Annotated in this window: 18 protein-coding genes, 1 pseudogene, 1 riboswitch and 1 other annotated feature; of the genes and pseudogenes, 4 read left to right on the plus strand and 15 right to left on the minus strand. The window is 55.4% G+C overall.

The genetic code is table 11. The features are described from left to right. Nucleotide 1 precedes the first annotated feature (1 nt). The 4 genes from NYE24_RS12670 to NYE24_RS12685 all read right to left on the minus strand — a co-directional run bounded on the left by NYE24_RS12670 (nt 2) and on the right by NYE24_RS12685 (nt 6,887). Nucleotides 2-2,638 (minus strand): valine--tRNA ligase, encoded by a 2,637-nt coding sequence (locus tag NYE24_RS12670; RefSeq protein ID WP_036699001.1) that lies wholly within the window; start codon nt 2,636-2,638, stop codon nt 2-4. 159 nt (nt 2,639-2,797) lie between these two features. After that, nucleotides 2,798-3,082: a binding site (T-box leader), on the minus strand. A 92-nt stretch (nt 3,083-3,174) separates the two neighbouring features. Then, nucleotides 3,175-3,837, minus strand: coding sequence for a stalk domain-containing protein (locus NYE24_RS12675; protein WP_051493905.1), 663 nt, complete (start codon nt 3,835-3,837; stop codon nt 3,175-3,177). 239 nt (nt 3,838-4,076) lie between these two features. Next, nucleotides 4,077-5,330 (minus strand): LysM peptidoglycan-binding domain-containing protein, encoded by a 1,254-nt coding sequence (locus tag NYE24_RS12680; protein ID WP_036698952.1) that lies wholly within the window; start codon nt 5,328-5,330, stop codon nt 4,077-4,079. A gap of 135 nt (nt 5,331-5,465) precedes the next feature. Continuing rightward, nucleotides 5,466-6,887: a glycosyltransferase family 4 protein gene (locus NYE24_RS12685; protein ID WP_342478794.1), complete on the minus strand. Its 1,422-nt coding sequence runs from the start codon at nt 6,885-6,887 to the stop codon at nt 5,466-5,468. Between the two features lie 198 nt (nt 6,888-7,085). On the opposite strand from NYE24_RS12685, the gene NYE24_RS12690 reads away from it, so the two are divergent. Continuing rightward, nucleotides 7,086-8,327, plus strand: coding sequence for a GGDEF domain-containing protein (locus NYE24_RS12690; protein WP_342478796.1), 1,242 nt, complete (start codon nt 7,086-7,088; stop codon nt 8,325-8,327). 244 nt (nt 8,328-8,571) lie between these two features. On the opposite strand, the gene NYE24_RS12695 is transcribed toward NYE24_RS12690, so the two are convergent. The 11 genes and pseudogenes from NYE24_RS12695 to hemA all read right to left on the minus strand — a co-directional run bounded on the left by NYE24_RS12695 (nt 8,572) and on the right by hemA (nt 21,136). Continuing rightward, nucleotides 8,572-9,432 (minus strand): neutral zinc metallopeptidase, encoded by an 861-nt coding sequence (locus NYE24_RS12695; protein WP_342478797.1) that lies wholly within the window; start codon nt 9,430-9,432, stop codon nt 8,572-8,574. A gap of 195 nt (nt 9,433-9,627) precedes the next feature. Continuing rightward, nucleotides 9,628-10,179, minus strand: a complete 552-nt coding sequence (locus NYE24_RS12700; protein WP_036698948.1) for a hypothetical protein — start codon at nt 10,177-10,179, stop codon at nt 9,628-9,630. 118 nt (nt 10,180-10,297) lie between these two features. After that, the gene (locus NYE24_RS12705) at nt 10,298-10,717 is read right to left on the minus strand and encodes a hypothetical protein (protein WP_342478798.1); all 420 of its coding nucleotides are present in this window, start codon (nt 10,715-10,717) and stop codon (nt 10,298-10,300) included. Nucleotides 10,718-11,517: 800 nt separating this feature from the next. Next, a pseudogene (locus NYE24_RS12710) lies at nt 11,518-12,321 on the minus strand (RluA family pseudouridine synthase); the annotation flags it as partial. Between the two features lie 41 nt (nt 12,322-12,362). Next, nucleotides 12,363-13,664 carry a glutamate-1-semialdehyde 2,1-aminomutase gene (gene hemL, locus NYE24_RS12715; protein ID WP_143804442.1) on the minus strand — a complete coding sequence of 434 codons (1,302 nt, stop codon included), beginning with the start codon at nt 13,662-13,664 and terminating at the stop codon, nt 12,363-12,365. An 18-nt stretch (nt 13,665-13,682) separates the two neighbouring features. After that, nucleotides 13,683-14,681, minus strand: coding sequence for a porphobilinogen synthase (gene hemB / locus NYE24_RS12720; RefSeq protein WP_342478799.1), 999 nt, complete (start codon nt 14,679-14,681; stop codon nt 13,683-13,685). Between the two features lie 119 nt (nt 14,682-14,800). Further along, nucleotides 14,801-16,357 (minus strand): uroporphyrinogen-III C-methyltransferase, encoded by a 1,557-nt coding sequence (gene cobA / locus NYE24_RS12725; RefSeq protein ID WP_342478800.1) that lies wholly within the window; start codon nt 16,355-16,357, stop codon nt 14,801-14,803. 98 nt (nt 16,358-16,455) lie between these two features. Beyond that, a complete protein-coding gene (gene hemC, locus NYE24_RS12730; protein WP_342478801.1) occupies nt 16,456-17,400 on the minus strand; it encodes a hydroxymethylbilane synthase in 945 nt (314 codons plus the stop codon). A 559-nt stretch (nt 17,401-17,959) separates the two neighbouring features. Next, the gene (locus NYE24_RS12735; protein WP_342479234.1) at nt 17,960-18,598 is read right to left on the minus strand and encodes an NAD(P)-dependent oxidoreductase; all 639 of its coding nucleotides are present in this window, start codon (nt 18,596-18,598) and stop codon (nt 17,960-17,962) included. A gap of 313 nt (nt 18,599-18,911) precedes the next feature. Beyond that, nucleotides 18,912-19,739, minus strand: a complete 828-nt coding sequence (gene ccsA / locus NYE24_RS12740) for a cytochrome c biogenesis protein CcsA (RefSeq protein ID WP_342478802.1) — start codon at nt 19,737-19,739, stop codon at nt 18,912-18,914. A gap of 5 nt (nt 19,740-19,744) precedes the next feature. Then, nucleotides 19,745-21,136, minus strand: a complete 1,392-nt coding sequence (gene hemA, locus NYE24_RS12745) for a glutamyl-tRNA reductase (RefSeq protein ID WP_342478803.1) — start codon at nt 21,134-21,136, stop codon at nt 19,745-19,747. A 331-nt stretch (nt 21,137-21,467) separates the two neighbouring features. Continuing rightward, nucleotides 21,468-21,570, plus strand: a riboswitch (purine riboswitch). A 124-nt stretch (nt 21,571-21,694) separates the two neighbouring features. Here hemA and NYE24_RS12750 point away from each other — a divergent pair. The 3 genes from NYE24_RS12750 to hpt are packed head-to-tail and all read left to right on the plus strand — an operon-like array spanning nt 21,695 to nt 24,361. Next, nucleotides 21,695-22,255: a phosphoribosyltransferase gene (locus NYE24_RS12750; protein ID WP_342478804.1), complete on the plus strand. Its 561-nt coding sequence runs from the start codon at nt 21,695-21,697 to the stop codon at nt 22,253-22,255. A 33-nt stretch (nt 22,256-22,288) separates the two neighbouring features. Next, the gene (locus tag NYE24_RS12755) at nt 22,289-23,803 is read left to right on the plus strand and encodes an IMP dehydrogenase (RefSeq protein ID WP_036697488.1); all 1,515 of its coding nucleotides are present in this window, start codon (nt 22,289-22,291) and stop codon (nt 23,801-23,803) included. Between the two features lie 27 nt (nt 23,804-23,830). Beyond that, nucleotides 23,831-24,361, plus strand: coding sequence for a hypoxanthine phosphoribosyltransferase (gene hpt / locus NYE24_RS12760; RefSeq protein WP_200869229.1), 531 nt, complete (start codon nt 23,831-23,833; stop codon nt 24,359-24,361). Nucleotides 24,362-24,396: the final 35 nt, after the last annotated feature.

A 24,396-nucleotide genomic window follows, 5' to 3' on the forward strand; every position in this document is an offset into this window, starting at 1 on the left:
GTTATCCTCTCAGCTCTGCAATACGGGCCAGCACTTTCTCGCGTCTGTCGGAATAATCCGCCTGCTTCGCCCGTTCCTCTTCGATAACTTTCGCCGGAGCTTTGGCCACAAAACCCTGATTACTGAGCTTCTTCTCCACACGCTCCACTTCGCTGTTCAAGGTCTGAACTTCTTTTTCGAGACGGATAATCTCCTGATCGATATCGATCAGACCGGACAGCGGCAGAAGCAGCTCCGCTCCGGTAACCACGGCGGACATCATTTTATCCGGCGTCTGCGGCGCAAGACCTGCTTCGAACGAAGAGGTGTTGCAGAAGCGCCCGATGTAATTGTCATTGCGGGAAATAATGTCCAGGGTGTCCTGGCTGCCGGCCTTGATGATCAGCTCAACCTTCTTGCTCATTGGCGCATTCACTTCCGCACGGATACCGCGAACAGCCCGGATGATATCCATCAGCAGGTTCATCTCTGATACCGCCTGCGGATTCTCAAGCGCCGCATCGTACTTCGGCCATTCTGCCAAGGTGATGGATTCGCCCTGATGCGGCAGATGCTGCCAGATTTCCTCCGTAATGAAAGGCATGAACGGGTGAATCAGGCGCAATGTGCGGTCCAGTACATAAGCCAGAACAGACTGTGTCTTGGCCTTGGCAGCTGCGTCCGCTCCGTACAGCGAGAGCTTGGCGAATTCGATATACCAGTCGCACAGATCATCCCAGATGAAGTTGTAGAGCAGGCGTCCGGTCTCGCCGAACTCGTACGAGTCAATTAGACGCGTAATATCGCGGGAAGTTTCGTTCAGGCGGTGCAGAATCCAGCGGTCTGCTGTGCCAAGCTCTCCTGTAATGTCAATATCTTCAAAGGATACGCCTTCCAGATTCATCAGCGCGAACCGGGAGGCATTCCAGATCTTGTTGGCAAAATTGCGCGCCTGCTCTACCTTTTCCATACGGAACCGCAGATCCTGGCCCGCTGTACTGCCGGTAGTAATCATATAGCGCATGGCGTCAGCGCCGTACTGCTCGATAACATCCAGCGGATCGATACCGTTGCCCAGAGACTTGGACATCTTGCGTCCTTCGGCATCGCGTACGAGTCCGTGCATCAGCACATCGGAGAACGGCTTCTGGCCTGTGAATTCCATGGCTGAGAAAATCATCCGCGCTACCCAGAAGTAGATGATATCGTATCCGGTAACCAGTACGTTGTTCGGATAGTAACGCTGATAGTCACTGCTCTCCCCGTCAGGCCAGCCTAAGGTAGCAAACGGCCAGAGGTTGGAGCTGAACCAGGTATCCAGAACATCCTCATCCTGCTTCAGGTCGGACAGCCCGCTGATGCGGCGCGCTTCTTCTTCATCATGTGCAACTACAAGCTCCCCGGTAGATTCGGAGTACCAGGCCGGAATCCGGTGACCCCACCACAATTGGCGGGAGATACACCAGTCGCGGACATTCTCAATCCAGTTCAGGTACGTCTTCTCGAAGCGGTCCGGCACGAAGTGAACCCCGTCGCCGTCCTTCTGTGCAGCGATGGCTGCTTCAGCCAGCGGCTGCATTTTGACAAACCACTGGGTGGACAGATAAGGCTCTACAACAGCCCCCGAACGCTCACTGTGCCCAACCTGATGTACGTGATCCTCAATGGAGATCAGCACGCCTTGCTCCTTCAGGTCAGCTACGATGGCCTTACGGCAGTCGCTGCGGTCCATTCCCTGGTAAGCGCCCGCTTCCTCGTTCATCACTCCGCCTTCATCCATTACGTTGATCTGCGGAAGGTTATGGCGGACACCCATCTCGAAGTCGTTCGGATCATGCGCCGGTGTAATCTTAACCGCACCGCTGCCGAACTCCTTATCTACGTAATCATCAGCAATAACCGGAATCTCTCTGCCTATTATCGGCAGGACCAGCGCCTGGCCAATCAGATGCTTGTAACGGTCATCTTCCGGGTGTACTGCTACGGCTGTATCGCCCAGCATCGTCTCAGGCCGTGTGGTAGCCACCGTGATATGGCCGCTGCCATCCTTAAGCGGATAACGCAGATGGTACAGATGCCCGTTCACTTCCTTGTATTCAACCTCGATATCCGAGAGCGCTGTACGGGCAGCCGGGTCCCAGTTAATAATCCGCTTGCCGCGATAGATCAGGCCCTTCTGGTACAGCTCCACAAATACCTTACTTACCGCCTTCTTCATTCCATCATCAAAGGTGAAGCGTTCGCGGGAGTAATCGAGGGACAGGCCCATCTTGGCCCACTGGTCATGAATGGTCTGGGCATACTGGTCTTTCCAGTCCCATACCTGCTCCAGGAACTTCTCGCGTCCCAGATCATGGCGGGAAATTCCCTGCTGGCGCAGCTTCTGCTCTACCTTGGTCTGCGTAGCAATCCCTGCATGGTCCGTACCCGGCAGCCACAGGGTATCATATCCCTGCATCCGCTTGGTACGGATCAGCACATCCTGAAGAGTGAAATCCAGCGCGTGTCCGATATGCAGCATTCCTGTTACATTCGGCGGCGGAATCACGATGCTGTAAGGCTCCGCATCCGGCCGCTTGCCGGCTTCGAAGAAGCCCTTCTCCATCCAGTACGCATACCATTTCTTCTCTGCCGCTCCCGGATCATATGTAGTCGGCATGTCGCTCTGCTTGTGATTAGCTGAAGCGGTAGCTTCTACCGCTTCCTGCCCGTTCGGCAGCTCTGCTGCTGCATTGTTGTTATCAGCCATTGTGAACCCTCCACTGTTAAATGTATTGAGTAGCTAGCGGTTTCTGAGAATACAAAAAGGCCCTTCGTCTCAAAGGACGAAAGGCCATTCTTTCGCGGTACCACCTTTGTTTCGCGCCAACAAAAAATAAACCACTGCCTTAAGTTCCCTTGCAGGTTCCTAAAGCTTAGCGCGACACTCATGCAGGGTAACGGCTGCAACCGGCCGCATCCTAACCGGTCTTCATGATGAAGACAAGCTCAGAAGGGCAACTCCGGGGCGACTTCGGGGGCTGCATCCTGCGGGAATTCACACCAATGATAATCCCGCTCTCTGAAGGGCTGACCGCCTACTCTTCCCGTTCCCAGTCTTTAAGCTAGTTATTACTTAGTTCAATAATACATTCAGTGTTATCCCTAGTCAACCAGCATATACACAAAGGGCGCGCAGCAGACGAACCTTGGCGCTTACTCCCCGCTCCAGATCACTTGAACCACATTGAAGCCCTGATTGCTGCCTGTTCCGGGAGCGCCATCCAGCGTAACGGAGAATGTGCTTCCGGCATCAATAATCGAGAAGGCTGAGGCTGAGACTTCCTCGGACTTGGAGGTAGCTCCTTTTTGTACAAAATAGTCCTTATACGTATTGCCGAGCGTCTCCAGACTCTGCTTCGTACGGTAGCTGAAGGTCGCAGACGGCTTGCCGGTCGCCGAGCCTTCGATCAGATCATATATCTTCGCGTCCGCCGGAAGCGGGAAGTCCGCCGGCAGGCTCTTCGGGCGCTTCACAGAATCCGCTGGTGTTCCTGCGGACGAGCCTCCGGAGGAGACAGCCGGAGCAGCCGCATCACCGATGATGACCCGGCTGGTTGCAGCATCATAAGTGACAGCGGTGTTCAGTGCTTCGCCGATAGAGCGTACAGGCAGATAAGTGATGCCGTTGTAGGTAATCGGGGCGAGGGTTTTGCCGTTGCCGTCTTTTGGCGTGTATGCCTGACCATTCACGACGATCCCGATTTTGTTGTTCAGGAGCGCCTTGATCTCCTGCAGATTGCTGGCGGCGTAGACACCGGCCGAGACTGTGAGCGTCAAGCTTAGTGCGGCCGCAGTGGCTGCCACTTTTCTCTTCATGTGAGTGATCATCCTTCCAGAAGTGGTGTACCAGCGCATAGCTGCCTGAATGTGTAATGTATGTAGGCCGGTAGTGACTATTACCCCCGGCTGAACGGTTTGTAAACCAGAAGCGGAGATCTTATATACAGACCGCATAATAAAAATCACTTCATCGCTTCACAAAGAAACAGGAACAGCCCCATCCGTAAGGAAAGGGCTGTTCCTGTTAAGCCTGAATTCTCCGCGCATCATCAATCTCAAGGGATGTATAATACCTGTCCCTCTTCTACAACCTGGCCGGACAGCCGGTTATACATGGTCAGCTCCCGGGTGCTTAGCTGGTATTTCTCGGCTATGGTATCCAGCGTCTCTTCCCGCTGCACGATGCAGAGCCTTACCTTCCGGAACAGCTCCGTTCCGCCCATGCCGCCGATGAACCGGCTCTTCCACGCTGTATCATTGCCGGGCTCAGGGACAGCCTCCGCTACAGAGTCAATATCGCCCGCGAGCAGTTCCTCCTGCTCTCTGTTGGCGCGGCTTGCGCTGAGCAGCGAAGAGAAGGTGAGCGGCTCCTGCTCGGCGGCTCCCGGTTCTTTTTTGCTGCCAAGGGCAACCTTGAGATCCTGCTTCTCTTCCGGGGGAGCCAGAGATTCCGCAGACAGGAAGACCTCATTGTCTGTGGCCTGGATCTCCTCTGCCGCCTCCCCTTCTTCGTTCCCGGCAAACAGCGCAGCAGCATCATTGGCAGCGGAGGTTAGCACCGGCTCAGGCTGCGTTGCGGCATGAAGCTTCGCATTGCCCCAATGATCCACTGTGTTCAAGACGGCGCTGCCTGCCGAAGAAGCCGTATCCAGGCTATGGGTCCTTGCTCTGGGTTCCTTGTCCTTCAGGGGTGTGGAGAGATAGGCAGCGGGCTGGGTGTACGCAGCGTCTTCCGCATACAGCGGCTCAGCTGCAGCCTCAGCCGGATCAGCAGAGCTCTGATCTTCTTCAGAGCCCTCGGACGCCCCCTCGCCATAGGTCCAAAGCGAATTCTCATACAGGGTATCATTCTCCGGACTGCGTAATTTCTCCTCAGACGTATTGCCGTCTCCTGCCTCCGGCGAATACGCTACCGTGTATTCCTCCTGCTGCCAGGCCGGCTGTGCATCTGCACTTCCGATTCCGCGCAGCGAGAGCACTCCGGTAATGTTGACGGTTCGCATCGTCAGCAGATCAATATCGAAATTCTCGATCTCCACCCCTATGTCATCAAGTGAGCTGACCCGGGTCAGCGGAACAGTGATTTCAACGGGAATTGCATGCTCCAGACGTTGTGTAAGGTCATCCTCCCCCCGGTAGAGTCCGGTGAGCAGCAGTTGTCCGTGCAGTTCAGCCCGGTCCTCACGCTGGATGACCTGGATGTCGGGAACCAGCTCGACTTCCTCCAGCTCTGCTATTCCCGGAAGCTCTTCCGAAAGGTGAATGCGTTCATAAATATCAAACCGCAAGCCATGGGACTGGTCAAACACGGGAAATGTCCTCCTTCTTGGCATAATCTATCCCTGAGACAAGCCCAGAGTATAAGCCCAAAATGTTACTCCCCTCATGTATATGCTTCAATCAGGCAGGCATGACAACTTTGCCGCTTCAATTGCGGACAGCGTCTATCCCAGGGGAGAAAGGGCTGTACGTGCATCAGGAATAGAGTAGTGCTGTGGAAGCTTGACACGCAGCGTTACGGCAAGCGGATTCCCCGGACTACACTCGTTAAGCACATCCGCCGGATGAAAAGCTGCCGGCAGCGCACCCGCTCCCGGTTCTTCCTCAAACCGGAGGTAATCCGGAATTGCCGGCCGGCCCGCCCGCATACTGACCGCTCTCTGGTATACATTCAGCGTACCCGCAGCCATGACATCCAGCGAACGGGTCAGCTCTGCCCACTGCTTAGCCTGGAGGCCGGTGCGTCTTCTCAGTTCCTCATCCCCCAGCAGCTGCTCGATCTGCAGGGCGAGCTGCGCGGCATCTCCGGGAGGAACAATCCAGCCCGTCTCTCCCTGCCGGACCATCTCCGGCATGCCTGCGGTTCCGGCGACAATCGGCGCGATCCCGGCAAGCTGCGCTTCCGTAACCGAGAAGGGCTGCGTGTCCTGAAGGGAGGGCTGCACATAGATGTCGGCAGCCCGGAGTGCAGCCGGAATGTTGTTCAGCTTCCCGGTGAAATGGACCTTATCCGCGATACCCAGCCGGCGGGTCTGCTCCATGAGCTCCTCCAGGAGGCTGCCGATTCCAGCCACCGCACAGATCCACTGCTGACAGCGCTGCTGCAGAATCCCTAGCGCCTCTATCAGCACATGGACGCCTTTGATATATTCAAGACGTCCGGCATACATGATCACAGGGATTCCTTCTGCAAATTGAAGCGGCGGCGTCTCTGCGGCCCGGGCAGCATATTGATGCAGGTCCAGCCCGTACGGCAAGGTATGGATACGTCCTTGGCTGACGCCCAGACTCTGCGTAAGCTGTCCTATCCACTCCGATGAGACCAGAATCTGGTCAGCCGCCTGGGCCCCCAGTGTCTCAAGCTTGCGGAAATATCTCCAGATCGGCCGCTGCTCATAGGCCTCCCGGGTCAGTCCGGGCTCAAGTCCCTTGTACTCATAGTAGGTCTCCTTGGTCAATGCCCCATGAACACTTGCGACCAGCGGAACAGGACGGCGCATGATCCGCCGCAGCGCATAGGAGGCGATAGGGTCCTGGGCATGAATGACATCATATTCCTCCAGCCCAAGCACAGCGGCGCCGCCCTCGAATACGTAACGCCCCAGCTCAAAGCTTAAGATGCCATGCTCCAGATGCAGCGAGGGAAACCGGCCGATATCAAGCCGGGGCAGCAGAAGCGAATAGAACGCTTTTTTATCAAAAGACTCTGTCCGGTTCAGCAGATACAATGTATTGTTCTCCACATGGCTGCCCATCACTGTAACGGAATGGCCCTGCTCGCCCAGCTCGTCTGCCAGCTGCTTCATATACGTCCAAATCCCGCCCATATTGGTGAGGCCCCAGTAGGTGACCAGCAATATTTTCATGCATTCCTCTCCCCGGCTTATAGATTTATTTAGAGGCACAGGAGCAGTCTGCTCCACCTTAGCCAGGATAGTATATGAAGGTTGCAGACAGGCGGAAATGGATATATGGTCATTCAATACAAATTTTGAAAATAACTTTTAATCAAGAATCGGCTTTTCGGGTATAATCGGTATAAATCCTGAAAGGAAATTTCCGACATGTCAAAAGCGAGGGTATTTGACCTTTTCCTATTTGTCGCCTCCCTGGCTATAGCTTTCATTCACGCGCATGCTGTAGTCCTGGACGCCACCTATATAAAAGCATTACTGCTATACACTATCTTCTCGAGCATCTACTTCCAATTGCGGATTGTGACCCGGAGCGGGAACTCTACAATCGATTATGCAATCAGCTATACCTCCTCATTCGGGATTTTTGCCGGTCCGCTCGGCACGTTCCTGTTCGAGACGGTATACCGGTTCATCGTATATTTCTATAAAAAGAAAACAAAAACCGACGATCCCGGAGAGTTACTGGATACCTTCTATAATATCGGCGCGTTCACACTGGGCGGATCTGCTGCGTACTATCTGTATACGGCGCTCTCTCCCCTGGCGGACAAGCTTCCGCTCGGATACTGGCTGCTGTTCCTGCTTGTGGTCTGCGTCACAACCCTGCTGTCCTCCACCTTCCTGGTGCTGACCTTTGCCCTGTCGGGAGATATCAAGACACGCGGTGAAGCGCGGAACCTGCTCCTGCGGAGCCGGAGTCTGCTGGACTTCAGCAAGGTCGCCTTGAGCAATGCTCTGCTGCTGCGGCTGCTGCAAATGGAGAAATGGGAGATGCTGATCGCCCTGTTCGTGCTCAACTATGTTGTCAGTATCTCGTTCTATTCCAAATCACAGAGTGCCCAGCACAAGTATGAACGCGACAAATTCGAGCAGATGGCTTACCGCGACTTCCTGACCGGAACCTATAACCGGGCGCATATGGACAAGATGATGAAGGAGCTGAACCAGAGCGGGGAGTACATCGGAATTGTAGTGGCGGACATCGACCGGTTCAAAAAAATCAACGACACCTATAACCACGCCGTCGGCGACCGGGTCATTGTTCATTTTGCGCAGACGCTGCAGAAGCATTTGCAGGAGGGAGACATCCTGTTCCGCAGCGGCGGGGAAGAGTTCACACTGCTGCTGAGGGACAAGACCTTCGAGGAGTGCAGGACACAGATTCAGGAGATTCTGGACAGCCTTCATGATCACAGCGTAAGTGCAGAATTCGAGGAGCAGATGATCCGCGTGCCATATTCGGCATCCTTCGGACTCTTTTACTATAAGGCTGATCCGGACCAGAAGACTTCTATGGAAAAAGGGTACGTCTACGCCGACCAGCTCCTGCTGGAGTCCAAGAAGCTTGGCCGCAACCGCCTTTCTTACCGGAACGATGTGCAGTCGTAAGCACACGTTCCCTCGCAGTGAGACGGCCTGCGGGGGCCGGGCAGAACCCGCCGAATGTATGCTGTTTTTGGCATACATTCGGACCGGACGCCTGCGCGGCAGCACAATGTATGCTGTTTTTGGCATACATCACAGCTTCCCGGCGGAGCAGAAACGGCTCATAATAATAATATCCCAAATAAGAACAAAAGCCGCTCTCCGTCAAGCGGATGGGCGGCTCTTGTTGTGATAGAACAGTTGCAGGCTAGAGTTCAGCAGCCTTGAAGGTATCTCCACCGGCAATCGTGCCGGAGTTGAAGCCCTTATAGAACCAGCGCTTACGCTCTTCGGAGGTGCCGTGCGTGAAGCTGTCGGGCACCACATATCCCTGCGCCCGCTTTTGGATCGTATCATCCCCCACCGCGCTCGCGGCAGTCAGCGCCTCTTCGAGGTCCCCTTCCTCCAGCAGATTCATCCCCTGGGCATGATGGGCCCATACCCCGGCATAATAATCGGCCTGCAGCTCGAAACGAACCTGAACCTTGTTGAATTCAGTCTCGCTGAGGCGCTGGCGTTCTGCATTCAGCTGCTTGGAAGCGCCCAGCAGCGTCTGTACATGATGACCCACCTCATGGGCAATTACATACGCCATGGCGAAGTCGCCAGGCGCCTTGAACTGCTGCTGCAGCTCATCATAGAAGCTGAGATCGATATACAGATTGGCATCCCCCGGACAATAGAACGGGCCGACGGCGGAGCTGGCGGTTCCGCAGGCAGAGTTCACGCTGCCGCTGTAGAGCACAAGCGTCGGGTCCTGGTAAGTCATCCCCTGCTCCTTGAAAATATCGGACCAGACATCCTCGGTATCGGCCAGAACCACAGATACGAACTCGGATAGCTCCTTCTCCTGTGCGCTCTGTTCATAGGGGACATTTGAGTTCGTGCCCGAACCGGTTGAGGTCAGATTCCCCATAATATCACCGATATTCCCTCCGCTCAGCAGCGTAACAATCACTATAATCACGATCCCGCTAATTCCGCCGCCGATCAGCTTGCCCCCGCTTCCGCCGCCGCGGCCTCTGCGGTCTTCCACATTAGAACTGCCTCTTCTGCCCTGCCATTTCATGGCCTTCCCCCCAGTTATGAATACTCACGAATACTGATGTCTTTGTACTTATTACTGTTATACCCATAATTGCAGGGGTGCCACTCTCTTGAACAGCGGAGCCGGTCTGGCGACAAATGGAAACAGCATAGCAAAACCCCTCCACAGCCGCAGCCATGAAGGGGTTAACATCGGTTAAATAGATGGAACTGTTAATTATTTTGCAGCTTTGGCTGCGCTTAGAATGGCCTTCAGGTAACCTTGGGTATCCACCAGAGTTGCACCGCTTACAGCATCAACGACTTGCTCTTTGCTTTTGTTAGTCAGTGTAGCTTCAAGGGATTTTATAGTTTTGCCTGTTGCGAATTTCTCGATGGCAGCCAGGTTCTTGTCATAGGATACTGTTGATTTGGCTTCTTCCGTCATGTGCTCACTGTAATATTTGGCGTTGGTCTTCTTGGAGGCCAGTACCATGTTCGGATCTTTGTAGTTCTGGCCGAAATCCTTGTCCGAGTTCGGTACGCCAGTGGCTACATCGGTGCCCAGGAACTGATAATCATCCAGTGAAGCCGCAACGATCACGCCATTCTGGACTACAGCAACCGCTACGGTGAAGCATTTGGTGCCATGGGCAGCCGCTTCCACCCGGCCTACCTTAAGCGGTGCGCTCGCTGCCGAAGTGACATTGTTCAGGGCGCCGCTGTTCCCTACCCCGACAAGTGCCAATGAGATGCCGGCCACGAGCATTAACTTAGTAACTTTTTTCACAAATATTCCCCCAGTTCATCAAATAGACTGCGCTTACATACTATATTTATCAATATATTGGAAGCCCGTCAGTTACAAATGTTACTAGAAATCTGCAAATATATGGATTGTGTATAGATTAGCTGCAGTTTTGTTCGATTGTCACCTTGTCATTCGTAATAATAACCTTGGAATAGCCGGATAAAGTCTCGGTGTAGGAGCATACTCCGACGGTTCTGGAAACATCCGGTTCTCTCGGGTCTGAATACTTCAGGTAAATGCCGCCCTCACCGCTTAAGGTCAGCCGGGGTTTGATTTTTATTGTTTTTCCGCTTTTGAGAATCTTGCCAACTTCGTCTACTGACGCCTCCGCTGCTGCGCTGGTTACCACTCCTGTCGCCAGAATACTCAGCTCAAAGTCTGACTGATTGTCTACCCTCACCTGGAAGCTCTGAAGCTGGGCAACCAGACCCAGTACGCCATATTTATTGTCCAGCTGCACAACCAGCATTATTCCGGCGGTAATCACCAGGGTCGAGGCGGCTAAAATTCCTAACACTCTGCGATTCCATCTCATGCTCACTGCCAAATCATCTCCTCATACTAGTAAGACGGGCTTGAGAGCAGAATTGTATCAGAGGGGAGGCGAGCGAACAGGTAGCTTCAATTAATTAAGTGGAAAAAGGGCAACTGTTCACCAGTAAATCTACGAATATCCGGCAACAGTTGGAAAAACATCACTTATATAAGCTGCAAATGAACACATACGACATATTGAGAAAATTAGATGCCCTAAATCCACTTAACACTTCTCGGAGAGCAATGGGGCGTAAATTAAATAGCATAAATCCACTTATTGTTCGATGTTCCGGCTGGAGGGGAGGTCATGCTGAACAACAACTAAAAGCCGAGCCGCAATCCTCCAGATATTAGAGAAACGCGGCCCGGCTGGGCATAGATTATATTGACTTACCTTAGCTTCACAGAAGAATTACCTTAAGTTCACAGGCCCACTTGGTTAATGGCCTACTCCTGATCTACGCCGCCGATTTGCTGGCGCAGACGGCGCATATCCTCCGGCCAGGGATCAGATACTTCGATCTTGATGCGGGTCCAGGGATGGGCGAAAATCAGCTTCTCGCCATGCAACGCCTGGCGGTCGGAACTCTCCTTCTTCGCCGTGACTCCCAGCTTGGAAGGTGGAGCTGGCTGCTTGCCGGAGACTTGAAGACCAGGGGTAAGGCCTGCCTTCTCCTGCTCTTCAAACCAGGCTGTAATGGCAGACTTCACCTGACCAGGCTTCGTACGCGGGGGCTTCTCATCATATAAAGAGGGAATACCCGCGGTATGCCAGCCCGATCCGCCGTAGAGATCATCCCCGAACAGCGGATGACCCGCATGGCTGAGGTGGACACGAATCTGGTGCGTCCGGCCCGTCTCCAGCTGCAGCTTCACTACGGTTCCGCCGGGCAGGGCTTCACGCCCCACAATCCGTGTTACCGCCGCTTGCCCTCCAGGGGATACCCGTCTGCGCGCCGCATGATGGCGGTCACGGCCGATGGGGGCATCGATCACTGTAAGCTCAGGCGGCACTGCGCCTTCAACAATCGCGGCATACAGGCGGGATACCTTCTTCTCACGCATATCTTCATCCAGCACAAGCTGGGCATATTCGTTCTTCGCATACAGCACGGGTCCGGTAGTATCCTTGTCCAGCCGGTGGATATGGCGGATGGCAATCCCTCCGCCGGAAGCCGCATAATGCGCAGCAACGATATGATCCAGCGTCACCTCGGTGCTGCTGCCGTCCGGATGAACTGCCATACCCGCAGGCTTATGGACCACGAGGCAAAAGTCGTCCTCGAACAGCACCTTAGCCGCAGCTTCCTGCCATACCGGCTCTATTCCCGCTTCCCTGTGGGGGAACAAGGCCAGCCGCAGCCGGTCGCCCCTCCACTGGATGCCGTCCTCGCGGCGCAGCCGGGCGTGCAGCTTCTCCGGCATGCCAGCTACGCCCAGCAGCCAGGCATCGATGGCTGCCGTTCTGTCGGCAGCCGACGTAATGACCCGGCCAGGCATGGCTTCCAGCCATTCCCCGCGCCGGGTCCACTTGCCGCCCCCCGCGAAGGGGGCACTGGCGGTATCACTTCCGTCTTGGCCCATGCTGCTGCCATGCTGGCCGGAGCGGTCCTCCGGTCCCGCCGTCATAGCGATTTCAGGGCCTGGTAATGGCCCGCAATCGTATCGTCAATATCCTGCTCGCTATGCGCAGCGGATACGAACATTCCTTCGAACTGGGACGGCGGAACGCTGATACCCTGATCCAGCATTTTGCCGAAATAACGCTTGAACAGCTCCAGGTTACTGGTCTTGGCCGTCTCGAAGTTAATGACTGGCTCCTCCGTGAAGAACGGACATACCATCGATCCCACGCGGTTAATCGTCAGCGGAATGCCCGTCTCCTGCGCATTGCGCTTAAGTCCGGCTTCCAGTCTCGCGCCAAGCGACTCCAGACGGGTGTAGACCTCCGGGGTCAGCAGCGCAAGCGTGCTGTAGCCCGCCGCCATCGCCAGCGGATTCCCGCTGAGTGTGCCTGCCTGATAGATCGGACCGGAAGGAGCGATCTGCTCCATGATCTCTCTTTTGCCGCCATAAGCCCCTACTGGAAGCCCGCCGCCGATAACCTTGCCGAAGCAGGTCAGATCCGGGTCCATTCCGAACAGCCCCTGCGCACATCCCCGGTCCACACGGAAGCCGGTCATCACCTCGTCAAAAATCAGCAAAGCCCCGTACCCCGTAGTCACCTTACGAAGCCCCTCCAGGAAGCCCGGAAGCGGAGGCACAACGCCCATATTTCCGGCGATCGGCTCAACGATGATAGCGGCAATCTCGTTGCCGTAACGTTCAAAAGCGGTTTTGACCCCGTCCAAGTCATTATATGGTACCGTGATCGTATTCACCGCCACACCTTCCGGCACGCCCGGACTATCCGGCAGCCCCAAGGTAGCCACCCCTGAACCAGCCTTGATCAGCAGACTGTCGGCATGGCCGTGATAGGAGCCCTCGAATTTGAGGATTTTGCTGCGTCCGGTATAGCCGCGGGCCAGTCTGATCGCGCTCATCGTCGCTTCCGTTCCTGAGTTCACCATGCGCACAATGTCCACCGAGGCTACACGTTCTACCACGGTTTTGGCCATAACGGTCTCCATCAGGGTCGGCGCGCCGAAGCTTGTCCCTCTAGCCGCAGTCTCCTGCAGCGCCTTCACCACTTCAGGATGGGCATGTCCCATAATTAGCGGTCCCCACGAGCAGACGTAGTCAATGAAGCTGTTGCCGTCAATATCGTAGATCCGCGAGCCTTCGCCCCTTTCGACATACACCGGAGTCAATCCTACGGATTTGAATGCCCGGACCGGGCTGTTCACCCCGCCGGGAATATATTGTTTTGCCTCTTCAAAAGCGGTGCGGGAAGCCTCTTCCCGGCGGTTCAGCGGTATATTGCCCATGCTTGTTCCCTCCTGATCCTAGCCGCGCAGCCAGCGGGCTGCGTCCTTGGCGAAATAGGTAATGATTACATCTGCTCCGGCGCGCTTCATGCCGGTCAGCATTTCCAGCACAACGGCCTGCTCATCGATCCAGCCCTGCAGCGCAGCCGCCTTGACCATCGAGTACTCACCACTGACGTTGTAGGCTACAAGCGGCAGATCGAACTGGTCACGGATCGTACGGATTACATCCAGATAAGCCAGTGCGGGCTTCACCATCAGCATGTCCGCGCCTTCCAGCACATCGGAATCCGCTTCGCGGATAGCTTCCCGCAGGTTGGCCGGGTCCATCTGATACGTCTTGCGGTTGCCGAACTGGGGAGCCGAATCCGCCGCTTCACGGAACGGGCCATAGAAGGCGGAGGCGTATTTTACCGAATAGGACATGATAGGTACCTGCTCGAAGCCATTCGCATCGAGTCCGGCACGGATCGCCTGCACGAATCCGTCCATCATGTTGGACGGTGCGATAATATCCGCCCCTGCCCGGGCCTGCGAGACCGCCGTGCGGGTCAGCAGCTCAAGCGAAGCATCGTTGATTACATCCCCGTGAACCACGCCGTCCACCGTATGGGTATGCACCATGCCGCAGTGGCCGTGGTCGGTGAATTCACACAGGCAGGTGTCGGCTACGACCAGCAGGTCGGGATACCATTTTTTGATCAGACGCGTGGCTTCCTGCACAATGCCATCGTCTGCGAAGCCGGACGAGCCGACTGCATCTTTCGTCTCGGGAATACCGAACAGCAGCACCGCTGGAATGCCCAGGGAAGCAATCTCATCTACCTCTGCCTTCAGCGTATCCAGCGAGAAATGATAGACGCCGGGCATGGAACCGATCTCATTCTTCACACCCGTTCCATAGGTTACAAAAATCGGCTGGATGAAATCCAGCACATTTAATACGGTCTCGCGCACCATGCCGCGAATACCGGCCGACCCGCGCAAACGGCGGTGTCTGGTTATTGGAAAGCTCATTGCTGTAAACCTCCTGTTCAGTAAGTATCTACACACATCTGTCTATGTTAAGCAATTATCTCTAAACGGGCATGACTTGTCCCAGATTCCCTCAATTGTACCGCTGTATTTTTTCAGGTTCAATTTATATCGTGAAGCCTTGTCGATTCATTCCAGCGGCACAGCTCCTGCACCAGCCCTTCGATGGTGGCTTCTTCCGGGAGCAGTCCCGGAGTGAGTCCTGCTTCGACTGCGGTCTGCTCGGTAACCGGACCGATGCAGGCAATCTTGACGCCTGCCAGCAGCGCCAGCGGATCTTCCAGGCCCATCCGCTTCAGGATGCCGAGGAAATTGCGCACCGTAGACGAGCTGGTGAAGGTCACCGCATGGATGCGCTTCTCCTCCAGCAGCTTCACCAGCTCAATATCATCCTCGCCGGTGACAATCGTCTCATAAGTATCCACTTCCGTCACTTCCAGCCCCAGCTCCCCGAGCTTCGCAGGCAGCCAGTCGCGGGCCAGATCACCGCGCGGCAGCAGCACCTTCTGCCCGGGCTTAAGCTCGGGGCCGAAGGTTTCGATCAGCCCTTCGGCCTGGAAGCGGCCGGGCAGCTCCTCGGAGATCAACCCTCGCTCTGCGAGCGCCGCGGCCGTACCCGGTCCCACAGCGCACAGGCGTGCCCCGTGCAGGCTGCGGATATCCAGCTTCTGCTGCGTCAGATGACGCATGAAGAAGTCTACGCCGTTCGGACTGGTGAAGAACACCCAGTCGTACGCCGGAAGCCCGCCAAGTGCTGCAGCGATCTCCGCCTGCTTGTCCGCATCCCGCTGCATCACCGTCTCAATGACCGGGAACTCATACGGCTCGCCGCCCAGCTCCTCGATCCGGTCCACCAGTTCACTTGCCTGCGCGCGCGCCCGCGTCACTACAATCCGCTTGCCGAACAGCGGCAGCGCCTCCACCCACATCAGGTGCTCCCGCTGGAGCACAACGTCACCGACTACAATAACCGCCGGCGGCTGAAAATCGGCCGCCGTAACCTTCGCCTCAATATCGGCCAGCGTACCGGTCAGCGTCTCCTGATCCGCACGCGTCCCCCAGCGCACCAGCGCCACCGGGGTCTCCGGCGGACGGCCGTGCTTCATGAGCTGGGTGCTGATGTAACCAATTTTGGCGACACCCATCAGGAACACCAGCGTGCCTGTAGCATTCGTTACTTTATCCCATTGAATGGAATGATCCAGCTTATCCGGGCTCTCATGGCCGGTAATAATCGACAGGGAAGATGATGCCTCACGGTGAGTCACCGGAATACCGGCATACGCCGGGACACTGATGGCCGAGGTAATGCCCGGCACAATCTCGTAGTAGATGCCGTTCCTGCGAAGCAGCTCCGCTTCTTCACCTACCCGGCCAAAAATCACGGGGTCCCCGCCCTTCAGACGCACCACCGTTTTGCCCTCCAGCGCGAGATCGACCAGCAGCTGATTAATATCCTCCTGCTTCATCGTATGGCGGTCCGAGAGCTTGCCTACGTATATTTTCTCCCCGCCGGGCTTCATCCATTTCAGCAATCTTGGACTGGCCAGCCTGTCATAGACCAGTACATCAGCCTTCTGGATACACTCCAGCCCCTTGACTGTAATCAGCTTCGCATCCCCCGGACCTGCACCTACCAGATATACCTTCCCCGCCATCTCCGTCATCCCCTTATCCCTATACACATACGATCCTGGCCTGCATAAGCTTCTCCCCAACCCACACTATTTCCTGTCTAACTCTTAACCCTTATCCCTTATTCCCTTACATCTTCCAAAATCTTCTCCGCACCTCTAGCCACCAGCTTACGCGCGACCTCCGCACCAAGCTCCACCGGATCTTCACCGGTGCAGGTCTCCTTCAGAATGACTGTGCCGTCTGGTGTTCCGACCATCCCAGTCAGAGTGATTCGCGGACTCGCAGCTTCACCTTCTGGCTCAAGGATCGCGTAAGCGCCGATCGGCACCTGACAGCCGCCGTTCAAGGCGCCAAGGAAGGTCCGCTCCGCCGTCACCGTGAGTGCCGTACGCTCATCATTATACAGCGCCAGCAGCCTCAGCAGCTCCTCATCGTCCTCACGGCACTCAATACCAAGTGCTCCTTGGCCTACAGCGGGCAGGCAGACCTCAGGCGGCAAATATGCCGTAATCCGGTCCTGCCACCCCATCCGCGACAGCCCTGCCGCTGCCAGCAGAATCGCGTCATATTCGCCGTTCTCCAGCTTCTTCAGCCGCGAATCAATATTGCCGCGTACCGGCTCAATGAGCAGATCCGGCCTTAGCGCAGCCAGCTGGCTGGAGCGCCGCAGGCTGCTTGTGCCTACGCGCGCGCCTTGCGGCAGATCCTCAAGTCCTGCTCCGCTGCCCGAGATCAGAACGTCGCGCGGATCTTCGCGCTTCGGCACCGCTCCATTCATCAAGCCTTCCGGCAATTCGGAAGGCATATCCTTCATACTATGTACTGCCATATCAATATCCTTCGCCAGCATCGCCTGTTCAATTTCTTTGACGAACAGACCTTTGCCGCCCACTTTGGACAGGGTCACATCTAGAATCCGGTCACCCTTGGTCACAATCTTATGCACCTCAAAAGTAAAATCAAATCCATGCGCTCCGCTAAGCCGCTCCAGATCGGCAATCACATGCCCCGTCTGCGTTAAAGCCAGCGCACTTTGTCTGCTGCCCACGATAATCTTCCGCATGCCCAATTCCCCCTGTTCAAGTCAGTCCCTTATTCCAGCCGCCGCCTTATAACTCTCCCGTGAATCAGCACGCTCGCTTGAGCTGCTGCGGCCAAAATGAAGTGTATTCATACACTTCGTTTACTCGACTGAGCCGCTTTCGCCGAAATCAAGGGTATTTTTACTCTTCATTTGCCCGACAGGGCCACTTTCGCCCGTATTCAAGTGTATTTATACTCTTCATTGGCTTGACTGGGCCACTTTCGCCCGTATTCAAGTGTACTTATACTCTTCATTTGCTCGACTGAGCCGCTTTCGCCGTATTCAAGTGTATTTATACTCTTCATTTGCTCGACTGGGCCACTTTCGCCCGTATTCAAGTGTATTTATACTCTTCATTTGCTCGAATGAGCTGCTTCGGTTAAATTCAAGTGTACTTATACTTTTCATTGGCTCGCCTGAGCCCCTTCGGCCGAATTCAAGTGTACTTTTGCCCTTGATTCGTTCACCCTGGCGGCTTTCGTAGAAATCAGGGGCACTTTTGCCCCTCATTCGGCACACTCCCAGTCACTTCCGCCGCCTATTCCTCCCGGTTGCGCGCCACCCAAGCCTCAATCTCCCCGGGTGTCCATGGTATAAAGGTGCCCTGCCGCAGCTCATTCAACACATCCAGCTTCCCCAGCCGCCGCAAGAGCCGCGACCGTGTCTCTGCCGCTGGCTCCAGCTGCTTGATGGCTGTCCGCAGCTCATGCAAAAAATCCAGATACGGCTCGTATTCCTCGCCGAGCAGCCTCGCAATCTGCTGCGTAATCTCCGCAGCCGCAGACGGTCCCGCCCCGGAGGTCGAGACCGTAACCGTCAAGCGCCCGCGGCGGAGCACGCCGGGCGTAATGAACGTGCCCGCCTCCGCATGGCTGGCCACATTAACGGGCAGCCCCAGCTGCCGGGCTTCCGCAGCAACGGCCTCGTTCACCGCCCTATTATCGCTGGCGGCATAGACCAGAACAGCTCCCTGGAGATCCCCGGGAGCATAGGGGCGGTTGATCCATTTCAGCCGCCCCTCGTCAGCCAGCGTCCCGCTGAGCGAGGGGCTGACAATGACCAGCTCCGCGCCCGCTTCCAGCAGCGGAGCCGCCTTGCGAGCAGCCACTGCCCCGCCGCCAACGATCACCACACGCCGGCCTTCCACATCCAGCATAATCGGCAGATACTTTTTCATCCCACTCACTCCAGCTCCCCCGGCACTCCCAACTCACTCTCATCCATCTTCCAGCCCACTGGCAGGCTACTCTCCATCCCACTCACTCCAGCTCCCCCGGCACTCCCAACTCACTCTCATCCATCTTCCAGCCCACTGGCAGGCTACTCTCCATCACGCTCACTCCAGCTCCCCAGGCACTCCCAACTCACTTTCATCCATCTTCCAGCCCACTGGCAGGCTACTCTCCATCACGCTCACTCCAGCTCTCCCCAACAATTACAACTCGGCTCATCCAACGTCCATCCCGCTCGCAAGCTACTCTCCATCCCGCTCACTCCCCGCCCCAGCCATGGAACTTCGACCAGGAATTCAACAGGAAGTTAAGAATAATGAAGCCGTACCCGGCAATCGCCCAGCGGGCCATGACTGTACCGCTTCGGCGGCCGGAGAACTTCAGCACCAGGTAGGCAATATAGACGCCAAGGCCCGTAAGCGTAGTCAGGACCTTCGTATCCTGAAACAGCGGCGTCCGCCCTTCCGCGACAATTGACAGACCCGCCAGAACCAGCGAGGCCAGCAGCAGCGGAACTCCGGCCAGGATCGCTGTGTAGGAATATTTGTCCATCGTCTCTAGGCTGGGCAGCCTGCGGACGCGGTCATCCCACTTCTTATTCTTCAGCTTCGTATGCAGGAATAGATACATTATCGCAAATACCGTCCCCAGTGTCAGTGCGGCAAAGCTCAGATTCGCCAGAATCACATGCATCGCCAGCCACCCGTGCACCGCACTCCAGCTCTGCAAGGTATGATCCTCTGCCGTCAGCCATACCCGGTTCAGCAGGAATACGCTGAAGCCCGCCATGCTGAGAAGCAGCACCGTGAACTCACCGCCGCGAGTATACGTCACGGCGAACGAGGTAACCACCATGCTGAAGGAGAACCAGAACAGGAAATCATAAGGCGTGAAAATCGGCAATCCGCCCTCCTGGGCGAAGCGGATCGCAAGTCCGGTCAGCTGCAGCAGGCCCACGACAGCAAGAAGCCCTGTGCCCAGCCGCTTTCCGCCCGGATTACGCCGAAGGCAATCCGAGAAAACAAACAGCAGGCTCAGGGCATATAGCAGCAGAGCGGCATCATATATTCCGTTCAGCAGTTGCATGTGGCTCACCCGCCCAGCAGACCGGCTGGGGTAAGCACCGCTCCCGGCACACGGATCTCTCCGCCGGAGGGCCGTTCAGCAGTGCTGCGCTGAAGCGGTTCAACACTTTCACCGGCCGGACCTGCATCCAGCTGCTCCTGCAGGGCGAAGATCTGAGTGAAGTACTCCAGCGCTTCATTCCCCTGCTTGCCACCGGACATCTCCTTGATCACATTGATCGGATCATGCATCATCTGGTTAACGATGCTCTTGGTCAGCCGGCGGATCACCTTGCGCTGATGCTCATCCAGCTCAGGCAGCTTGTTGAACAGACTATCCATCGTTTCTTCATATATTCCGTTTGACTTGTCCTGCAGCGCACGGATCACCGGTCTGACGCCCAGCGTCTTCAACCACTGCTGGAAATCCGCCATCTCGCCTTCGATCATAACCTCGATCTTGGCGGCTTCACTGCGGCGCATCTCCAGATTGCTCTCCACAATGCCTTCCAGATCGTCGATATCATAGAGGAATACATCCGGCACACTGGCAGCAGCAGGGTCAATATCGCGCGGCACAGCAATGTCTATCATGAACAACGGCCGTGAAGGGCGGCGCTTCATGCCCTCGGCTACCTGGGCAGCCGTAAGTACATAGCCGTCCGCACCCGTGGAGCTAATCACAATATCCACTTCATCCAGAGATTTCAGCGCCTCTTCAATCGTCCTGGGCTTCCCCGAGAATTTCTCGGCCAGCTCTACAGCGCGGGACAAGGTACGGTTGGCGACAATCACTTCCGCCGCGCCGCTGCTGTACAGATGCTTCACCGTCAGCTCGCTCATTTTGCCGGCGCCGAGAATGAGCACTCTTTTGCCGGTGAACATGCCGAAGATCCGCTTCCCCAGCTCCACTGCCGCATAGCTGACCGACACCGCACTCTCACCGATCGAGGTCTCACTATGCGCACGCTTGCCGAGCGTCACCGCCTGCTTAAACAGCCGGTTGAACCAGGTTCCGGTAACCCCTTCCGCCTGAGCCGTCAGGAAGGCGCTGCGCACCTGACCCAGAATCTGTGTCTCGCCAATCACCATGGAATCCAGACCGCAGGTGACACGCATCAGATGGGCAATCGCCTGCTCGTCTTCATATATATACATATGTTGCGTAAATACATCGCTTCTTACTCCGAACCACTGCTCCATGAAGCTGCGGATGAAATATCCGCACATATGAAGGCGGTCCACGACCACATAAATTTCCGTCCGGTTACAGGTGGCGACAACGACCCCTTCCAGAACGCTCTTCGTCTGCAGCAGCTGATGAAGCGCAAGCGGCAGATCTTTCTCGGCAAAAGCGAACTGTTCCCTCACCTCTACGGGAGCCGTACGGTAATTCAGGCCAACGACGACAATATGCATCGCTTGTTCACCATCCTAATCTATATTCATTGGTGTAGGCGCTGTTACTGCTTATCAGCAAATAATAGAATCAATTTCACAAGATCTCAAAACGCTGTGTTAAGTATATCACATCAAAATACGGCTTTTAACAAAACCTTTGAACTATTTATGAATTGCAGATAATAATTATTATAAATAAGTACATAAGTAATTAAATATAACATGTTGATGAAATATTGACACACTTTATTGCGGATGATAGCATATAACAAATGATCTGAGTTAACTTTTATAACATATGTAGCAAAAACGACCTAATTCTCCTTTCCCGAGTTAACATTGTGTCAGTTATGTCCTTTCAAACCTCTCTTGTATAAGCCCGTTAATCCGGAATGGGCGTATCTACAGGCAACCGTAAATTGCCCCAGGCTACAAGAGGCCAGACCCCTGCTGGATAAATCAGTGTGAGCTTACGGGTGAAACCGGGCTTTTCTCTGCTGATGTATCCTGCTCTGGACTGCGCCTCCTTTAGCCTGGGGTTTTTAGCATCCATTATAATAGAAGGAGTGAGGGCAAATGAGTGCATCCTACGCAAGCTTAAGTGAATCGATCCGTAAGGCCAGAAATGTGAGGATCTACAAGAACAAGGACACCGCCTATGACTTCAAGCTCTACCCCTTCGGAGAACGCGGAACGTATATCGCCCCCCAGCTGATCCGTGAAATCACTCACAAACTGGCGGATGCTGTAGCGGAGCAATTTCCCGATTTTGATTACATTGTCTCCCCTGAACCCGGCGGTCATACCTGGGGGATGCTGGCTGCCTACAAGCTGATGAAGCCGATGAATATTCTGCGCCTCAGTACGGAGCTGTATGAGAATTATGAGGTTAGTGTCAGGCGCGAGACGGCGTATAATGAGAATTATATCTATTTTGACGGCTTCTCTTCCGGTGACCGCGTGCTGCTGCTGGATGATGTGATTAGTTCAGGCGCTACGATCCGCTGCATTGCTGCTCAATTGTCTGTGATGGGCGTGACGCTTATCGGCGTGCAGGCAATCTTAGCCAAAGGTGAGCATTACAAGCAGCTGGAAGCGGACATCGGAGTACCCGTCAGGTTCCTGTCCCAGGTATAAGTTGTCCAAAAATAGCAGGGGGAGTGACAAGCCATGGCTTATTATTACGAGCAGCCTTCAAGAACCTTCAGTGAGTTCCTGCTGGTGCCCAGCCTGACCACCAAAGATTGCATTCCCGGAAATGTGGATCTTAGCACACCGGTAACCAAATTCCGCCGGGGAGAGACCCCGGCACTGACCATGAACCTCCCCGTGACTTCGGCGGTCATGCAGGCGGTATCCGACCACAACATGGCAATCGCACTGGCCAAAAGCGGGGGCATCTCCTTCATCTATGGCTCCCAGTCTATCACGCAACAGGTCGAAATGGTCCGCCGGGTCAAAAAGTTCAAAGCCGGATTCGTCCTCAGCGACTCGAACCTGCGCCCGGAAGATACGCTTCAGGATGTGCTGGTGCTGAAGGCGCGCAGCGGCCACTCTACCATTGCGATTACAGACAACGGAGAACCAACGGGCAGACTGATGGGCATCGTCACCAGCCGGGATTACCGCGAGAACCGCCTCCCGCCGGATTGCCCGATTACAGAGTTCATGACCCCGCTGGCTTCGTTGATCTACGCCGAAGAAGGCATCACACTGACAGAAGCGAACGACATGATCTGGGATCATAAGCTGAACTGCCTGCCGATTGTGAATGACAGCGGCCATCTCGTCCACCTGGTCTTCCGAAAGGATTATGACAGCCATCAGGAGTATCCGCTGGAGCTGCATGACGACAACAAACAGCTCATCGTGGGTGCCGGAATCAATTCGCGGGATTACAAGGAGCGTGTACCGGCGCTGGTGGAGGCTGGAGCAGATATCCTGTGTATCGATTCCTCTGACGGGTATTCGGAGTGGCAGGCGGAGACCATCCATTATATTAAGGAGACTTTCGGGGAGAGCGTGAAGGTCGGCGCGGGCAATGTTGTCGATAAGGAGGGCTTCCTGTATCTCGTGGAGGCGGGAGCTGATTTCATCAAAGTCGGTATCGGCGGCGGCTCCATCTGCATCACCCGCGAGCAAAAGGGCATCGGCCGGGGCCAGGCCTCCTCCGTCATCGAAGTGGCGGCGGCGCGCCAGGAATATTATGAGCAGACCGGCATCTATGTCCCCATCTGCTCGGACGGCGGAATTGTTTATGACTATCATATTGTGCTGGCGCTGGCGATGGGCGCTGACTTCGTGATGCTTGGGCGCTATTTCGCCAGATTCGATGAGAGTCCCGGACGCAAGCTGCTGGTCGGCGGGAACTTCGTGAAGGAATATTGGGGCGAAGGCTCCAGCCGGGCCCGCAACTGGCAGCGTTATGACTTCGGCAATGCCGATAAGGAGAGCAAGCTGGAATTCGAAGAGGGGGTGGATTCCTTTATCCCCTATGCCGGACGGCTGAAGGATAATCTTGATCTCAGCATCAGCAAAATCAAGTCCACCATGTGCAATTGCGGCGCGCTAACCATCCCGGAATTGCAGCAGAAGGCCAAGATTACCCTGGTCTCCTCGACAACGATCTTTGAAGGAGGCGCACATGATGTTATGCTTAAGGAAAAGGACAGATCATCTTCCTGATCCCATCCTGATCCATAAGGAGCGTCAATCATGAGCCAAATTACCAAAGTTCTGGTCAGCAAGGACCAGCTACAGCAGCGAGTACAGGAACTGGGCGCTGAAATATCGCGCGACTACGAAGGCAAGGAGCTTGTGCTTATCGGTATTCTTAAGGGCGGCGCTGTATTCATGTCCGACCTGATGCGGGAGATTACTTTTCCGGTTGGCATCGATTATATGTCGGTCTCCAGCTACGGCGCCAGCGCTACCTCTTCCGGTGTCATCACGATCAAGAAGGATATCGACATCGATATCCGGGGCAAGCATGTCCTGCTCGTCGAGGATCTGATCGACACCGGGCTGACACTTCAGCATCTGCAGCAGCTGTTCGCCCTGCGCGAAGCCGCCAGCGTACGCATCTGCACCATCCTCAGCAAGCCTTCCCGCCGCCTGGTCAATGTTCCCATTGACTACAGCGGGATTGACATCCCGGACGAATTCGTCGTCGGCTACGGCCTCGACTATGCCGAGCAGTACCGTAATCTGCCGGAGGTCTGGATCATCAAGACTGGCGAATAGGTACTTGCCCCACAATGAAACACCCGCAGCAGGAG

The sequence above is a fragment of the Paenibacillus sp. FSL H7-0350 genome (assembly GCF_038593195.1).
Taxonomy (GTDB): Bacteria; Bacillota; Bacilli; order Paenibacillales; family Paenibacillaceae; genus Paenibacillus_AQ.